This window comes from Pseudomonas sp. lyk4-TYG-107 (assembly GCF_030209055.1).
Taxonomy (GTDB): Bacteria; Pseudomonadota; Gammaproteobacteria; order Pseudomonadales; family Pseudomonadaceae; genus Aquipseudomonas; species Aquipseudomonas putida_A.
Genome location: NZ_JARVST010000007.1, coordinates 1 through 17,260, shown reverse-complemented (window position 1 = coordinate 17,260; position 17,260 = coordinate 1). Strand labels below are relative to the sequence as shown.

13 protein-coding genes are annotated in these 17,260 nt (G+C 61.4%); 10 read left to right on the top strand and 3 right to left on the bottom strand.

The window, feature by feature from the left end; genetic code table 11:
* Nucleotides 1–83: 83 nt before the first annotated feature.
* From QRN61_RS07705 to QRN61_RS07695, 3 genes are all read right to left on the bottom strand, one after another.
* Nucleotides 84–938: an ATPase gene (locus QRN61_RS07705; protein ID WP_285373511.1), complete on the bottom strand. Its 855-nt coding sequence runs from the start codon at nt 936–938 to the stop codon at nt 84–86.
* A 116-nt stretch (nt 939–1,054) separates the two neighbouring features.
* The gene (locus QRN61_RS07700) at nt 1,055–2,047 is read right to left on the bottom strand and encodes an NAD-dependent epimerase/dehydratase family protein (RefSeq protein ID WP_285373510.1); all 993 of its coding nucleotides are present in this window, start codon (nt 2,045–2,047) and stop codon (nt 1,055–1,057) included.
* A gap of 53 nt (nt 2,048–2,100) precedes the next feature.
* Nucleotides 2,101–2,994 (bottom strand): LysR family transcriptional regulator ArgP, encoded by an 894-nt coding sequence (locus tag QRN61_RS07695; RefSeq protein ID WP_095136979.1) that lies wholly within the window; start codon nt 2,992–2,994, stop codon nt 2,101–2,103.
* Between the two features lie 96 nt (nt 2,995–3,090).
* Between QRN61_RS07695 and QRN61_RS07690 the strand changes: the two genes are divergently transcribed.
* The 10 genes from QRN61_RS07690 (at nt 3,091) to QRN61_RS07645 (ending at nt 17,185) form a co-directional block, all read left to right on the top strand.
* Entirely contained in the window at nt 3,091–3,492 is a 402-nt protein-coding gene (locus tag QRN61_RS07690) for an ACT domain-containing protein (RefSeq protein WP_027612477.1), read from the top strand.
* Nucleotides 3,493–3,497: 5 nt separating this feature from the next.
* Nucleotides 3,498–4,100, top strand: coding sequence for a LysE/ArgO family amino acid transporter (locus tag QRN61_RS07685; RefSeq protein ID WP_027612476.1), 603 nt, complete (start codon nt 3,498–3,500; stop codon nt 4,098–4,100).
* 176 nt (nt 4,101–4,276) lie between these two features.
* On the top strand, nt 4,277–4,873 hold the full coding sequence (locus tag QRN61_RS07680) for a superoxide dismutase (protein ID WP_085745256.1): 597 nt from the start codon (nt 4,277–4,279) through the stop codon (nt 4,871–4,873).
* A 354-nt stretch (nt 4,874–5,227) separates the two neighbouring features.
* Complete coding sequence (locus QRN61_RS07675; protein ID WP_096795124.1) at nt 5,228–7,279, top strand: putative bifunctional diguanylate cyclase/phosphodiesterase; 2,052 nt, start codon at nt 5,228–5,230, stop codon at nt 7,277–7,279.
* A 139-nt stretch (nt 7,280–7,418) separates the two neighbouring features.
* Nucleotides 7,419–8,762, top strand: a complete 1,344-nt coding sequence (locus QRN61_RS07670) for an imelysin family protein (RefSeq protein WP_134787216.1) — start codon at nt 7,419–7,421, stop codon at nt 8,760–8,762.
* A 317-nt stretch (nt 8,763–9,079) separates the two neighbouring features.
* Nucleotides 9,080–10,507: a di-heme oxidoreductase family protein gene (locus QRN61_RS07665; protein ID WP_285373509.1), complete on the top strand. Its 1,428-nt coding sequence runs from the start codon at nt 9,080–9,082 to the stop codon at nt 10,505–10,507.
* 26 nt (nt 10,508–10,533) lie between these two features.
* Nucleotides 10,534–11,598, top strand: a complete 1,065-nt coding sequence (locus tag QRN61_RS07660) for an imelysin family protein (RefSeq protein ID WP_285373508.1) — start codon at nt 10,534–10,536, stop codon at nt 11,596–11,598.
* Nucleotides 11,599–11,612: 14 nt separating this feature from the next.
* Entirely contained in the window at nt 11,613–12,713 is a 1,101-nt protein-coding gene (locus tag QRN61_RS07655; RefSeq protein WP_285373507.1) for a DUF1513 domain-containing protein, read from the top strand.
* Nucleotides 12,714–12,996: 283 nt separating this feature from the next.
* Nucleotides 12,997–14,145 carry an efflux RND transporter periplasmic adaptor subunit gene (locus QRN61_RS07650; RefSeq protein ID WP_285373506.1) on the top strand — a complete coding sequence of 383 codons (1,149 nt, stop codon included), beginning with the start codon at nt 12,997–12,999 and terminating at the stop codon, nt 14,143–14,145.
* A gap of 13 nt (nt 14,146–14,158) precedes the next feature.
* Nucleotides 14,159–17,185, top strand: coding sequence for a multidrug efflux RND transporter permease subunit (locus tag QRN61_RS07645; protein WP_096795129.1), 3,027 nt, complete (start codon nt 14,159–14,161; stop codon nt 17,183–17,185).
* Nucleotides 17,186–17,260 lie beyond the last annotated feature (75 nt).

Sequence of the window (17,260 nt, the reverse complement as noted above, 5' to 3'; positions counted from 1 at the left end):
CTGATGGTTTGGGAGCTGCTGCGCAGCCCCATCGGGGATGAATCCCCTCACCACAAAGGTCCCTGGCTACAGTTCACCAGGCCCTACGGCCGGGCATTGATCTGCTGCTGCAGGTTCTGAATCTGCGCCTGCAGGGTGTTGAGGTTGCGGGTCATCTGCCCCCGGAATGCGTCGAACTCGGCGGTATTGCCGCCACCCTGCGCAGCGGCCGGACGGTTGTCCTGTTCACTCTTGAGAACGACGATTTCCTGCTCCAGACGCTCGATCGCCGCGCTCGGATTGCCTTGCTTTTTCAGCGCAGCGATATCAGCGCCGAGGCTTTTCAGTTGGGCGTCATAACTCTTGAGCTGCGCATCGACCTTACCGGTGTCGGCCGGGGCGCTTTTCAAGGTCGCCAGTTCGGCGCTCAAGGCTTTGACCTGAGCCTGCAACTGGGTATTGGCGTTCTGTTGCTCGGTGGTCTGCGCGGTCATCTGTGCCAGACGCTTGTCCAGATCACTGGTCTGACCGACCACGCCTTGCTGCTGTTTGCTCTGATCCAGCAACTGGGTTTCCAGCTGTTTGATCTGCAGCTTCAACGCTTCGCTGTCGCTGTTGACGTTGCTCTGGCTGGCGACGACCTTGCCGGAAATGTCCTGCAGGCGCCCCGCCGCTTCCTCGCTGATGCGCGCAAAGCTTTCCTGGGTCGCGACCAATTGCTGCTCCATCAGCGAAATCTGCTGGAAGCTCCACCAGGCCAGACCGATGAAGGCGAAGAACAACGCGCCGACCAGTGCCCACAGCGGCCCGGTACTCGCAGCCTTGACCTTGACCACCGGCGGCGTGCGCGAGTGCACCGAGGTGCGAGCGGAGGGCGGAATGTCATCGTCGTCAAAGGTGTCGGCCCGCAGGCTCGGTACATCGTCGAAATCGTCGTTGGCATCGTTACGCATGGACATTGAGGCAACCTTTGTGGAACGCGGTGATGGCTAAATGCTGCGAAGTATAACCGCCGCAGCCGCAGGGATTGACCCTCAAGCGGCAGTGCGGTTCATTGCCGGCCGGGCGACTTGTATCAACGGATGTCCTGGGCTTTCCACCAGCCACAGAACTCGTCGAGGGCCGACCACAGGCTGACTTTCGGATCGTAGTCCAGATAATGCCGGGCGCGACTGATGTCGAGGGTGAAATTTTTCTTCATGACTTGCATGCCCAACCGCGACAGGGTCGGCTCCGGGCGGCCCGGCCAGAGTTTGCACACGCCTTCGTTGAGCGCAGCAACGCTGTAGGCCAGACCGTACGAGCGGTATTTGCTGACCTGCGGCACTTCCATTTTGCGCATCACATAATTGACCACATCCCACAGCGGCACCGGCGCGCCATTGCTGATGTTGTAGGCCTTGCCCAACGCGGAACCGGCCGCCAGCAGGCTGCTGAGCAGCGCTTCGTTGAGGTTCTGCACGCTGGTGAAATCGACCTTGTTCAGGCCGTCGCCGATGATCGCCAGACGCCCCTTGCGCTGCATGTTCAGCAGGCGCGGGAAGATGCTCATGTCGCCGGCGCCAGTGACGAAACGCGGGCGCAGGGCGATGGTTTCCAGACCGAATTCCTGTGCGCCAAAGACCTTTTGCTCGGCCAGGTATTTGGTCGCCGCGTAGTGATGTTTGAAGCGCTTGGGCATTTGCTCTTCGGTCAGGCCGAGGTGATCGCGGCCATCGAAATAGATCGACGGCGACGACAGATGCACCAGCCGCCGCACGCGCTGCTTGAGGCAGGCTTCGACGACGTTTTCGGTGACCTGCACGTTGCCCTGATGAAAGTCCTGATAGCGCCCCCACAAGCCGACGGCGCCGGCGCAGTGCACCACGGCTTCGACGTCGGCACAGAGCTCGCGCACCAGATCCGCATCGGTGAGATCGCCCGGGACGAACTCGGCGCCACGGCGCACCAGATGCTCGACGCTTTCGGCCCGGCGACCGTTGACCCGCACATCCAGGCCCTGCTCCAGGGCGAAACGCGCAAAGCGTCCGCCAATGAAGCCGCTTGCGCCGGTGACCAGAATTTTCATGTAACGCTCCGATGTCTTTCGTTTACCTGATACGTCTGTCTTGACGCCGACCATCAGCCCAAGGGCACCAGCCAGCGCGGTGAAGAACGTAGCAATTGCTCGGTCAGCAAGGCCAGCAGCTGACCGCCATTGCGCCAATGATGCCAGTACAACGGCACATCGATCGGTTTATCTGGCAACAGTTCGCGCAATACGCCGCGTTGCAGTTGATCGCGCACTTGCAGTTCCGGCACCAGGCCCCAACCAAACCCGGCTTCGGTCAGACGCACAAAACCTTCGGAGGACGGGCACAAATGATGCTCGAAACCACCATCGACACCGAGCGATGCGAGGTAGCGATGCTGGAGAAAATCGTCCGGGCCGAACACCAGCGCCGGGGTGCGCGGCAGCTGCTCGGCGCGCACCCCGTCGGGGAAATGCCGCTCGATAAACGCCGGACTGGCCAGCGCCCGATAGCGCATCGCCCCGAGCAACACGCTACGCGCACCGGCCACCGGGCGCTCGCTGGCGCAGACACACGCCGCCACTTCCCCGGCACGCATGCGCTTGAGGCCGACGGTCTGATCTTCCACCACCAGATCCAGCAATAAATGCTGCTCCGCGCAGAAATCGCCCACGGCTTCGGCCCACCAGGTGGCGAGGCTGTCGGCGTTGATGGCGATGCGCAAACGCTCCGGCAGGCCTTCTTCGTCGAGCGCCGGCACCAGGGTCTGCAAGTCACGTTCGAGCAGGCGCACCTGCTGGACATGGTTGAGCAGCCGCCGGCCAATCTCGGTCGGCGATGGCGGCGTGCCGCGTACCAGCACCGGTTGGCCGACCCGCGCTTCCAGCAATTTGATCCGCTGGGAGATCGCCGATTGCGACAAGCCCAGCACCTGCGCGGCGCGCTCGAATCCAGCCTGCTCGACCACGGCGGCCAGAGCGGAAAGCAATTTGTAGTCGAACATCAGTTTTCCTAATGAGCGATCAGCACTATTGGTTTTTCTTATACCGCTTTCGACCGGAGAATAGCCAGCAAGCACTCTTTATCAAGGAACACGGCAATGGCTGGCGAAACCTCACTCACAACTCTGCTGCGCAGCATGAGCCCGCAGCTCAATGCCGGCGAATACGTGTTCTGCACCCTGCGTGACGGCCAGTTGCCGAGCGGCGTGGAGATTGTCGGCAGCTTCCGCGAGCAGGAAGGCCTGACCGTGATTCTGGAGCGCTCCCAGGCTGAACGTGCCGGGTTCGCTTTTGATTATGTGGCGGCGTGGATCACCCTCAATGTGCATTCGGCGCTCGAAGCCGTTGGCCTGACCGCCGCGTTCGCCAGCGCATTGGGCAAGGCCGGAATCAGTTGCAACGTGATCGCCGGTTATTACCACGACCATTTGTTTGTCGGTCAGGCCGACGCCGAGCGCGCCATGCACGTGCTGCGCGATCTGGCAGCCAACGCGGAGTAAATCTTATGTGGCAAAGCTATGTGAACGGCCTGCTGGTGGCCTTGGGGCTGATCATGGCGATCGGCACCCAGAACGCTTTTGTGCTGGCGCAGAGTCTGCGCCGCGAACATCACCTGCCGGTGGCGGCGTTGTGTGTGGCGTGCGATGCGCTGCTGGTGGCGGCCGGGGTGTTTGGCTTGGCCACCGTGTTGGCGCAGAACCCGACATTGCTCGCGGTGGCACGCTGGGGCGGCGCGGTCTTTCTGATCTGGTATGGCAGCCAGGCGCTGCGAAGGGCGTTCTCGAAACAGAGTCTGGATCAGGGTGAAAACCACACCGTACGCTCGTTGCGCGCGGTGATGCTCAGCGCGCTGGCGGTGACGCTGCTCAATCCGCACGTTTATCTGGACACGGTGTTGCTGATCGGCTCGCTCGGTGCGCAACAGTCAGTGCCGGGCGCTTATGTCGTGGGCGCCGCGAGCGCGTCGCTGCTGTGGTTTTTCACCCTCGCCCTTGGTGCGGCATGGCTTGCACCGTGGCTGGCGCGGCCGAGTACCTGGCGGATTCTTGATCTTCTGGTGGCAGTGATGATGTTCACGGTGGCGGGCCAATTGATTATCGCCAACTGATTTATTCCAAAAGGCTCTGGAACCTCTATCCCACACAGTTGTTGCGTGGTTAAGCCTTGACCCCGGTGCTATGATCCGAACCCTGCGCCGCAAAGAGTAAAAACTCGTCGGTGCATTTCTGGCCGCCCGTGATCGGCCTTGCGCTCACCGCAACAGACCTGATTAGGAGAATCATCATGGCTTTCGAATTGCCGCCGCTGCCTTACGCACACGATGCCCTGCAGCCGCACATTTCCAAGGAAACCCTGGAATTTCACCACGACAAGCACCACAACACCTATGTCGTGAACCTGAACAACCTGGTGCCAGGCACCGAGTTCGAAGGCAAGACCCTGGAAGAGATCGTCAAGACTTCCTCGGGCGGCATCTTCAACAACGCCGCTCAGGTCTGGAACCACACTTTCTACTGGAACTGCCTGGCGCCAAACGCCGGCGGTCAACCAACCGGCGCACTGGCTGAAGCGATCAACGCAGCCTTCGGTTCGTTCGACAAGTTCAAGGAAGAGTTCAGCAAAACCTCGATCGGCACCTTCGGTTCCGGCTGGGGCTGGCTGGTGAAAAAGGCTGACGGTTCCCTGGCTCTGGCCAGCACCATCGGCGCCGGCAACCCGCTGACCAGCGGCGACATCCCGCTACTGACCTGCGACGTCTGGGAACACGCTTACTACATCGACTACCGCAACCTGCGTCCGAAGTACGTTGAAGCGTTCTGGAACCTGGTCAACTGGAAGTTCGTCGCTGAGCAGTTCGAAGGCAAAACCTTCACCGCTTAAGCTGCGCGCCAGATAAAAAACCCGGCTACGGCCGGGTTTTTTTATGCCCGAAAAATGCCGCACCGCATCGAATTCCATTCAGGCCGTTTTCCCACAACTAAAGCAGCCTTCGCCCTCTTGCCGCCGCGCCGTAGCGGGCTACCATCAAATCAGCGAAAATTTGTTTCAGACTGCTCAAGTTGAGGGCCGAAACTACCGACACAGTACAAATAGAGCTGAGACTCCAGACAGCAGTATTTCGGCCAAGGCCACGGGCAAATGTTCCGAGGCTTGATTGTCCCTTTGACTGCCAACACGGGATTGCCAATACTCATGGCAACTTGACGCTACCCGCACGGAACAAGGAATAACCCTTTGAAGCTGGAACTCAAGAACAGCTTGTCGGTGAAGTTGCTCCGGGTCGTGCTCCTTTCGGCATTGATCGTCGGCGTGGTCTTGAGCTGCGCCCAGATTGTTTTCGATGCCTATAAAACCCGCCAGGCGGTGGCCGGCGACGCTCAGCGTATCCTCGACATGTTCCGTGATCCCTCGACTCAGGCGGTCTACAGCCTGGACCGGGAAATGGGCATGCAGGTGATCGAAGGCCTGTTCCAGGACGACGCGGTGCGCCAGGCTTCCATCGGTCATCCCAACGAGGCGATGCTCGCGCAGAAGTCCCGTGAGTTGCAGCACTCCAACAGCCGCTGGCTGACTGACCTGATTCTCGGTCAGGAACGCACCTTCACCACCCAATTGGTCGGTCGCGGTCCCTACAGCGAGTATTACGGCGACCTGAGCATCACCCTCGACACCGCCACCTATGGCGAGAGTTTCATCGTCAGTTCGGTGATTATTTTCATTTCCGGCGTCTTGCGCGCCCTGGCCATGGGCCTGGTGTTGTATCTGGTTTATCACTGGCTGCTGACCAAGCCTCTGTCGCGGATCATCGAGCACCTGACCGAAATCAATCCCGATCGCCCCAGCGAGCACAAGATTCCACAGCTCAAGGGTCACGAAAAAAATGAACTCGGCATCTGGATCAACACCGCCAACCAGTTGCTCGAATCGATAGAACGCAATACCCATCTGCGCCACGAAGCGGAAAACAGCCTGCTGCGCATGGCCCAGTACGACTTCCTCACCGGCCTGCCGAACCGCCAGCAATTGCAGCAGCAACTGGACAAGATTCTGGTCGACGCCGGCAAGCTGCAACGCCGGGTCGCGGTGTTGTGTGTGGGGCTGGATGATTTCAAAGGAATCAACGAGCAGTTCAGCTACCAGACCGGCGACCAGTTGCTGCTGGCGCTGGCCGACCGCCTGCGCGCCCACAGCGGTCGCCTCGGCGCCCTCGCCCGTCTGGGTGGCGACCAGTTTGCGCTGGTGCAGGCCGATATCGAACAACCTTACGAAGCGGCAGAGCTGGCGCAGAGCATCCTCGATGATCTGGAAGCGGCGTTCGCCCTCGACCATCAGGAAATCCGCCTGCGCGCGACCATCGGCATCACCCTGTTCCCCGAGGACGGCGACAGCACCGAGAAGCTGTTGCAGAAGGCCGAGCAGACCATGACGCTGGCCAAGACCCGCTCGCGCAACCGCTATCAGTTCTACATCGCCAGCGTCGACAGCGAGATGCGCCGCCGTCGCGAACTGGAAAAAGACCTGCGCGACGCACTGATTCGCGACCAGTTCTACCTCGTCTATCAGCCGCAGATCAGCTACCGCGATCACCGCGTGGTCGGGGTCGAAGCGCTGATTCGCTGGCAGCATCCGGAACACGGTCTGGTGCCGCCCGACCTGTTCATTCCGCTGGCCGAACAGAACGGCACGATCATCGCCATCGGCGAATGGGTGCTGGATCAGGCCTGCAAGCAATTGCGCGAATGGCATGATCAGGGCTTTGTCGATCTGCGCATGGCGGTCAACCTGTCCACCGTGCAACTGCACCACGCCGAGTTGCCGCGGGTGGTCAACAACCTGCTGCAGATCTACCGCCTGCCGCCGCGCAGCCTGGAGCTGGAAGTCACCGAAACCGGCCTGATGGAAGACATCAGCACCGCCGCCCAGCATCTGCTGAGCCTGCGTCGTTCCGGGGCGCTGATCGCCATCGACGACTTCGGCACCGGCTACTCATCGCTGAGTTATCTGAAAAGCCTGCCGCTGGACAAGATCAAGATCGACAAGAGCTTCGTCCAGGATCTGCTGGATGACGACGATGATGCGACCATCGTTCGCGCGATCATCCAGCTGGGCAAGAGCCTGGGCATGCAGGTGATCGCCGAAGGCGTGGAAACCGCCGAGCAAGAGTCCTACATCATCTCCGAAGGCTGTCACGAAGGTCAGGGCTACCACTACAGCAAGCCGCTGCCTGCCCGGGAGCTGACGGCCTACCTCAAGCAGGCGCAGCGTAGCAACGCGGCGATCCTTTGATGCCGCGCATAACAACCGGCTAAATAAGAAATATTTCCAGCCACAGCCCTTTACACATAATGCGAAAGATTTGCATTATGTCGCAGCTTTGCGCACCCCCGCGCCCTGTCCATTCCATTACCGAAGCAGGATGTTCGCCATGATTCGTATGCCTCTGGCTACCGCCAGTCTGCTGGCCATCGCTATTTCCCTCGCCGGTTGCGGCGAAGGCAAAGACAAGGCTGCCGCCCCGGCCGCGCCGACGCCGGCCGCCAGCACCGCCGCCGCTCCAGCACCTGCCGCTGCCGGTAAAGTCGATGAAGCCGCCGCCAAGGCTGTGGTCGCGCACTACGCCGACATGGTCTTCGCCGTCTACAGCGATGCCGAATCCACTGCGAAAACCCTGCAAACCGCGGTCGACGCGTTCCTCGCCAAGCCGAACGCCGATACCCTGAAAGCCGCCAAGGCTGCCTGGGTCGCTGCGCGCGTGCCTTACCTGCAGAGCGAAGTGTTCCGCTTCGGCAACACCATCATCGACGACTGGGAAGGTCAGGTGAACGCCTGGCCGCTGGACGAAGGCCTGATCGACTACGTCGACAAATCCTACGAGCACGCGCTGGGCAACCCGGGTGCCACCGCCAATATCATCGCCAACACTGAAGTGCAGGTCGGCGAAGACAAGGTCGACGTGAAGGACATCACCCCGGAAAAACTCGCCAGCCTCAACGAGCTGGGCGGTTCCGAAGCCAACGTTGCCACCGGCTACCACGCCATCGAATTCCTGCTCTGGGGCCAGGACCTGAACGGCACCGGCCCGGGCGCCGGCAACCGTCCGGCGTCGGACTACCTGGAAGGCGCTGGCGCCACCGGCGGTCACAATGATCGTCGCCGTGCCTATCTCAAAGCCGTGACCCAACTGCTGGTCAGCGACCTGGAAGAAATGGTCGGCAACTGGAAGCCGAACGTGGCTGACAACTACCGCGCCACTCTGGAAGCCGAGCCGGCTGAAAGCGGCCTGCGCAAAATGCTCTTCGGCATGGGCAGCCTGTCCCTGGGCGAACTGGCGGGCGAGCGCATGAAGGTTTCCCTGGAGGCCAACTCCCCGGAAGACGAACAGGATTGCTTCAGCGACAACACCCACAACTCGCACTTCTACGATGCCAAAGGCATTCGTAACGTGTACCTGGGCGAGTACACCCGCACCGACGGCACCAAAATGACCGGTGCCAGCCTGTCGTCGCTGGTGGCCAAGGCCGACCCGGCTGCCGACACCGCGCTGAAAGCCGATCTGGCCGCTACCGAAGCGAAGATCCAGGTCATGGTCGATCACGCCAACAAGGGTGAGCACTACGACCAGTTGATCGCAGCCGGCAACACCGCCGGCAACCAGATCGTGCGTGACGCCATCGCCGCACTGGTCAAGCAGACCGGCTCGATCGAAGCCGCCGCCGGCAAGCTGGGCATCAGCGACCTGAACCCGGACAACGCTGATCACGAGTTCTGATCACGCGCGTTCGACTGAAAAAGGCGACCTGCGGGTCGCCTTTTTCATGCCTGCCGTACACAAAACCCTGCTCCATGGTGTGTTCGATATCAGGTACACCACCAAATCCTGTGGGAGCGAGCCTGCTCGCGAAGGCGTCATCTGGTGCAACATCGTCAGCGCGGCGGACACCGCTTTCGCGAGCAGGCTCGCTCCCACAGGGTTTGCATGAGTTTCAAGGCTTGCGCCATATCAAGCAAACGATAATTCCTCTTATTCAAACTCTCTCGCCCTGTTAGACTTTGCGCCTTTGTTTTCGCCCGTCCGCAGGATGTCTGATGCCCTCGCTGCCGCTTCGCTTGTCCGCACTGTTTCTGGCCCTGGGCCTGAGTGCCTGCGATGACGCCCCGCGTTTTACCAAGGCTGAGCCGGGTGAAGCGCGTTCGGGCGGGGCGGCGACTGTGCGCAAGACCGATCAGAATGCGTTCTCGCTACCTTCGGCCAATCTGCCGCCATCGCGCCGGGTCGACTTCAGCGTCGGCAACAGCTTCTTCCGCAGTCCGTGGGTGATCGCCCCTTCAACCACCACCGCCCGCGATGGCCTCGGCCCGTTGTTCAATACCAACGCCTGCCAGAACTGCCACATCAAGGACGGTCGCGGACATCCGCCAACGCCGGATGCGGCGAACGCGGTGTCGATGCTGGTGCGTCTGTCGATCCCTGATTCACCGGCCTATGCCAAAGTCATCGAGCAAGTCGGCGTGGTGCCCGAGCCGGTCTACGGCGGCCAGTTCCAGGACATGGCCGTGCCCGGGGTCACCCCGGAAGGCAAGGTGCGCGTCGAGTACACCCCGGTGCCGATTCGTTTCAAGGACGGCACCGAAGTGGAGCTGCGCAAACCGGTTCTGCAATTCACCCAGTTGGGCTACGGCCCGATGCACCCGGACACGCGTTTCTCGGCCCGCGTCGCACCGCCGATGATCGGCCTCGGCCTGCTCGAAGCGATCCCGGAGGAAGCGATCCTCGCCAACGCCGCCGCACAGGCCAAAGAGAACAACGGCATTAAGGGTCGCGTAAATCGGGTCTGGGACGATGAGTTACAGAAAACCGTGGCCGGCCGTTTTGGCTGGAAAGCCGGACAACCGAATCTCAATCAGCAGAATGTCCACGCGTTTTCTGGAGACATGGGCCTGACCACCAGCCTGAGACCCTTCGATGACTGCACCGACGCGCAAACCGCGTGCAAGCAGGCGCCGAACGGCAATGGCCAGGACGGCGAGCCGGAAGTCAGCGACAACATCCTGCGTCTGGTGCTGTTCTACACACGCAACCTCGCAGTGCCGGCGCGTCGTGGCGTCAACGACGAACAAGTGCTGGCCGGCAAGAACCTGTTCTTCCAGGCTGGCTGCCAGTCCTGCCACACACCGAAATACACCACCGCCGCCAACGCGGCCGAGACTGAACTGGCCAATCAAGTGATTCGCCCGTACAGCGATCTGCTGCTGCATGACATGGGCGATGGACTGGCCGACAACCGCACTGAATTCCAGGCCTCCGGCCGCGACTGGCGCACTCCGCCATTGTGGGGGATCGGTCTGACGCAGGCAGTCAGTGGTCACACTCAGTTTCTGCATGACGGCCGCGCCCGCAACTTGCTCGAAGCCGTGCTCTGGCATGGCGGCGAAGCGGAGAAGGCGCAGCAACAGGTTTTGTCTTTCAACGCCGAGCAGCGTGCCGCGCTGCTGGCGTTCTTGAACTCACTTTAAACACTTAAAAGAATCGGGAGCCCGACATGTTCCGTCCCAAGTTGTTGTTCACCAGCCTTGCCGCACTCGCCCTCGGCGCCTGCTCGCCGCAGGACCCGCAAGCGGTCACGTCGGCGGCCATCGCCAAATCGGTGATCCTGCCGACCTACACCCGTTGGGTCGAAGCCGACAAGCAACTGGCGGTCAGCGCCCTCGCCTACTGCCAGGGCAAGGAAACCCTGGAAACCGCCCGCGCCGACTTCCTGCACGCGCAGAAAGCCTGGGCCGAGCTGCAACCGCTGCTGATCGGCCCATTGGCCGAGGGCAACCGTTCGTGGCAGGTGCAGTTCTGGCCGGACAAGAAAAACCTCGTCGGCCGTCAGGTCGAGCAACTGGTGATCGCCCAGCCGCAGATCGACGCCGCCGCCCTGGCCAAATCCAGCGTCGTGGTGCAGGGTCTGTCGGCTTACGAGTACATCCTGTTCGATGAAAAGCCTGACGTCGCCAACGCTGATCAGAAGGCCAAATACTGCCCACTGCTGATCGCCATCGGCGAGCGCCAGAAGCAACTGGCCGAAGAGATTCTGCAGAGCTGGAACAACACCGACGGCATGCTCGCGCAGATGAGCAAATTCCCTAACCAGCGCTACGCCGACTCCCACGAAGCGATCGCCGATCTGCTGCGTGTGCAGGTCACCGCACTCGACACCCTGAAGAAAAAACTCGGTACGCCGATGGGCCGCCAGAGCAAAGGCGTGCCGCAACCGTTCCAGGCCGATGCGTGGCGCAGCCAGTCGTCGTTGACCGCGCTGGAAGCCAGCCTCGCTGCAGCCAAAACCGTCTGGGAAGGCGTCGACAACAAAGGCCTGCGTGGTCTGCTGCCGGCCGAGCAGAAACCGTTGGCGGACAAGATCGACGCCGCTTACGCCGCGTCGCTGAAACTGTTCGACAGCAGCCAGCGCTCGCTGACCGAAATGCTCCAGGACGACGCCGGTCGTCAACAACTCAACGATCTCTACGACAGCCTCAACGTCGTCCATCGCCTGCACGAAGGCGAACTGGCCAAGGCGCTGGGCATCCAACTGGGCTTCAACGCCAACGACGGTGACTGATGAGGGCAAGTGCCATGCTGCGACGCCAGGCTCTGACTTTAGGTAGTTTGCTGCTGGGAGCAGTGACACTGGGCGGCTGGACGCTGTTCAAGCGCAAGGATCAGAGCCCGCTGTTGCTCTCGGCGCGCGACGACACCGACGGCAAGCATTACGCCGTCGGTTATCGGCTGGACGGTACGCGGGTGTTCGCCACCGAGGTCGGCCAGCGCTGCCACGACATCATCAACCACCCGACACTGCCGATCGCGCTGTTCGTCGCCCGCCGCCCGGGCACCGAGAGCTACCTGATCAATCTGCGCGACGGGACCTTGCTGCAAACCGTGACTTCGCAGCCGAACCGGCATTTCTACGGTCACGCCGTGGTGCACAAGGACGGCGAATACCTGTACGCCACCGAGAACGACACCACAGATCCGGGGCGTGGCCTGCTCGGGGTGTACAAGTTCGAAGGCGAGCGGCTGGTACACAGCGGCGAGATTTCCACCCATGGCCTCGGCCCGCATCAGGTATCGTGGATGCCCGATGGCGAAACTCTGGTGGTGGCCAACGGCGGGATCCGCACCGAGGCCGAAAGCCGCGTCGACATGAACCTCAACGCCATGGAACCGAGCCTGGTGCTGATGCAGCGCGACGGCACCCTGCTGAGCAAGGAAACCCTTTCCCAGCAGATGAACAGCGTGCGTCATCTGGGCATTGCCAGCGACGGCACCATCGTCGCCGGCCAGCAGTTCATGGGCGCCTCGCATGAGCGCTCCGAGCTGTTGGCGATCAAGCGTCCGGGCCAGCCCTTCGTGGCATTCCCGGTGCCGGAGCATCAGTTGCAGTCGATGGGGCATTACACCGCCAGCGTCGCAGTGCACAGCGAACTGCGGTTGGTGGCGCTGACCGCGCCGCGTGGCAATCGCTTCTTCATCTGGGACCTGGACAGCGGCGAAGTGCGTCTCGACGCGCCGCTGCCCGATTGCGCCGGTGTTGGTGCGGTGCAGGACGGCTTCGTCGTGACCTCGGGTCAGGGCCGTTGCCGCTACTACGATTGCCGCCAGGATGAGCTGCTGGCCAAGCCGCTGGAATTGCCGGCGGGGCTCTGGGATAACCATCTGCATTTGATCGCATAACCCACCTGTTCTGAGTACGACTCATAACCTGTAGCGAGGGGATTTATCCCCGATCGGCTGCGCAGCAGTCGCAAAACCATCGCACACGGTTCAATTGACAGACCGCGGTTTCAGGTTTTGGGGCGGCTTCGCCACCCATTGGGGATGAATCCCCTCACCACAGGTTCAGTGTTTAGACTTCCTCACTCCGTCCTCCCCTGTAATAACTGCCAGTTGGAATCCCTACCTGACTCGGAGTAATGTGCCCGCCTGTCTCACCTGATTTATCCAAGGAACTGGAAATATGCTGCGTCGCCGCATGCTGATCATGTTGGGTGTTGTCTTGCTGGTCGTCCTGGTATTGGGCGGGTACAAAGCCTTTTCGATCTACACCATGATCCAGGGCTTCTCCAAACCAAAACCGCCGATCAGCGTCGCCGTGGCCCGCGCCAGCGAACAGCCGTGGCAGATGCGTTTGCCCACCGTCGGCTCGCTGAAGGCCTTGCAAGGCGTCGAGCTGAGTCTGGAAGTCGCCGGCACCGTCACCGAACTCAAATTCGAATCCGGACAGAAGGTCAAGGCCGGGCAACCGCTGCTGCAACTCGACAGCGCGGTCGAGACCGCCCTGCTGGAAACCGCCAAGGCTGACTTGGGACTGGCACAACTGGACTTCGGCCGTGGCAGCCAACTGGTCGACAGCCGCGCGATCTCCAAAGGCGAGTACGACCGTCTCTCCGCCGTATTGCAAAAGAACAAGGCCACGGTCAATCAGCTCAACGCTTCGCTGGCGAAAAAACGCATCCTTGCGCCGTTCAGCGGCACCATCGGCATCCGTCAGGTGGATGTCGGCGACTACCTCGCCAGCGGCAGCAAAATCGCTACCCTGCAGGATCTGAGCAGCCTCTACGCCGATTTCTATGTGCCGGAGCAATCGGTGCCGAAACTGGCCATCGGGCAACCGGTGCAGATTGGTGTCGCAGCCTATCCCGGGCAGAACTTCCCCGGCGCCATCAGCGCGATCAACCCGATTGTCGAGAGCACCACGCGCAATATTCTGGTGCGCGCGACCCTGGCCAACCCCGACGGCAAATTGCTGCCGGGGATGTTCGCCAGCCTCAACGTGTTGCTGCCCGATCCGCAGAAACACGTCGTGGTGCCGGAAAGCGCGATCACCTACACCCTCTACGGCAACTCGCTGTACGTGGTCGGGCAGAAAAAGGCCGAGGACGGCAGCGTCGAAAAAGACGACAAGGGCCAACCGGTACTGATCGCCGAACGTCGCTTCATCGAGACCGGTGAGCGCCGCGATGGCCTGGTGATGATCAACAAGGGCGTACAGAGCGGCGAACAAGTGGTAACCGCCGGCCAGATCAAACTGGACAACGGCGCACACATTGCCATCAGCGACGACAAGACCCTCGGCGAGCAGAACAGTCCGCCTCGCGCCGACTGATCAAGGAATCCCCATGGCTTTTACCGATCCGTTCATCCGCCGCCCGGTGCTCGCCACCGTGGTCAGCCTGCTGATTGTGCTGCTGGGTTTCCAGGCCTGGAGCAAGCTGCCGCTGCGCCAGTACCCGCAAATGGAAAACGCTCTGATCACGGTGACCACCGCCTACCCCGGGGCCAACGCCGAAACCATTCAGGGTTACATCACCCAGCCGATGCAGCAGAGCCTGGCCAGCGCCGAGGGCATCGACTACATGACCTCGGTCAGTCGCCAGAACTTCTCGGTGATTTCGATCTACGCGCGCATCGGTTCCAACACCGACCGTCTGTTCACCGAACTGCTGGCCAAGGCCAACGAGGTCAAGAACAAGCTGCCACAGGACGCCGAAGACCCGGTGCTGAGCAAGGAATCGGCCGACGCCTCGGCGCTGATGTACATCAGTTTCTTCAGCAAGGACTTGAGCAACCCGCAGATCACCGACTACCTGTCGCGGGTGATCCAGCCGAAACTGGCGACCCTGCCGGGCATGGCCGAGGCGGAGATTCTCGGTAATCAGGTATTCGCCATGCGCCTGTGGCTCGACCCGGTGAAGCTCGCCGGTTTCGGCCTCAGCGCCAGCGACGTGACCAACGCCGTGCGCCAGTACAACTTCCTCTCCGCCGCTGGCGAGGTGAAGGGCGAATATGTGGTCACCAGCATCAACGCCAACACCGAACTGAAATCCGCCGAAGCCTTCGCGGCGATTCCGCTCAAGGTCAGTGGCGACAGCCGCGTGCTGCTCAGCGATGTCGCGCGGGTCGAGATGGGCGCGGAAAACTACGACTCGATCAGCTCGTTCGGCGGCACGCCGTCGGTGTACATCGGCATCAAGGCCACACCGGGGGCCAACCCGCTGGACGTGATCAAGGAAGTGCGCAAGCTGATGCCGGAGCTGGAAGCGCAATTGCCGCCCAACCTCAAGAGCGAGATTGCCTACGACGCCACCCAGTTCATTCAGGCCTCGATCGACGAAGTGGTGAAAACCCTGTTCGAAGCGGTGCTGATCGTGATCGTGGTGGTGTTCCTGTTCCTCGGCGCGTTGCGCTCGGTGGTGATCCCGGTGGTGACCATCCCGCTGTCGATGATCGGCGTGATGTTCTTCATGCAGATGATGGGCTACTCGATCAACCTCCTGACCCTGCTGGCGATGGTGCTGGCCATCGGTCTGGTGGTAGATGACGCGATTGTGGTGGTGGAGAACATTCACCGACACATCGAGGAAGGCAAGACGCCGCTGGAGGCCGCACTGGAAGGTGCGCGGGAAATCGCCATGCCGGTGGTGTCGATGACCATCACCCTGGCGGCGGTGTATGCGCCGATCGGCTTCCTCACCGGGCTGACCGGGGCCTTGTTCAAGGAGTTCGCCCTGACCCTGGCCGGCGCCGTGGTGATCTCCGGGATCGTCGCCCTGACCCTGTCGCCGATGATGTGCGCCCTGCTGTTGCGCCACGAAGAAAACCCCAGTGGCCTGGCGCACCGCCTCGACCGCATTTTCGACGGTCTCAAGCGCCGCTACCAGAGCATGCTCCACGGCACATTGAACACGCGGCCGGTGGTGCTGGTGTTCGCGGTGATCGTGTTGTGCCTGATCCCGGTGTTTCTCAAGTTCACCAAGTCGGAACTGGCGCCGGACGAGGATCAGGGCATCATCTTCATGATGGCCACGGCCCCCCAGCCGACCAACCTCGATTACCTGAGCACTTACACCGACGAATTCATCAAGATCTTCAAGGAGTTTCCGGAGTACTACTCCTCGTTCCAGATCAACGGCTACAACGGCGTGCAGGCGGGCATCGGTGGCTTCCTGCTCAAGCCATGGAACGAGCGCAGCCGCACGCAGATGCAGATCCTGCCCGAGGTGCAAGGCAAACTGGCGAGTATCCCCGGCCTGCAGATTTTCGGTTTCAACCTGCCCTCCTTGCCCGGCACCGGTGAAGGTTTGCCGTTCGAATTCGTGGTCAATACCGCCAACGACTACGAATTGCTGCTGCAAGTGGCCGACCGGATCAAGAAACGTGCGATGGAGTCCGGAAAATTCGCCTTCGTCGACCTCGATCTGGCGTTCGACAAACCGGAAGTGGTGGTCGATATCGACCGTGCCAAAGCCGCGCAGATGGGCGTGTCGATGCAGGATCTGGGCGGCACCCTGGCGACGCTGCTGGGTGAGGCGGAAATCAACCGTTTCACCATCGAAGGCCGCAGTTACAAAGTGATTGCCCAAGTCGAGCGACCGTACCGCGAAAACCCCGGCTGGCTGAACAACTACTACGTGAAGAACACCCAGGGCGAGCTGCTGCCGCTGTCGACCCTGATCAAGGTCAGCGACCGGGCGCGACCGCGCCAGCTCAACCAGTTCCAGCAACTCAACGCGGCGAAGATTTCCGGATTCCCGTTGGTCAGCATGGGCGAGGCCATCGACACCGTGCTGCAGATCGCCCGGGAGGAAGCGCCAGCCGGGTTTGCCTTCGACTATGGCGGCGCCTCGCGCCAGTACGTGCAGGAAGGCAGCGCCCTGTGGGTAACCTTCGCCCTGGCGCTGGCGATCATTTTCCTGGTGCTGGCGGCGCAGTTCGAGAGCTTCCGTGATCCGCTGGTGATTCTGGTGACGGTGCCGCTGTCGATCTGTGGTGCGTTGATTCCGCTGTTCCTTGGCTGGTCAAGCATGAACATCTACACCCAAGTCGGGCTGGTAACCCTGATCGGGCTGATCAGCAAGCACGGGATCCTGATCGTCGAGTTCGCCAACCAACTGCGCAAGGACAAGGGCCTGACCGCGCGCGAAGCGGTCGAGGAAGCGGCGGCAATCCGCTTGCGCCCGGTGTTGATGACCACGGCGGCGATGGTGTTCGGCATGGTGCCGTTGATTCTGGCGACCGGTGCGGGCGCCGTGAGCCGGTTCGATATCGGCACCGTGATTGCAACGGGGATGTCGATCGGCACCCTGTTTACGCTGTTTGTGCTGCCGTGCATCTACACCCTATTGGCGAAACCCGATCCGAAATAACAGCGATTTACCTTTGTGGCAGCGGGCTTGCTCGCGAAAGCGTCGGGTCAGTCAACAGCAATGCTGAATGTGCCG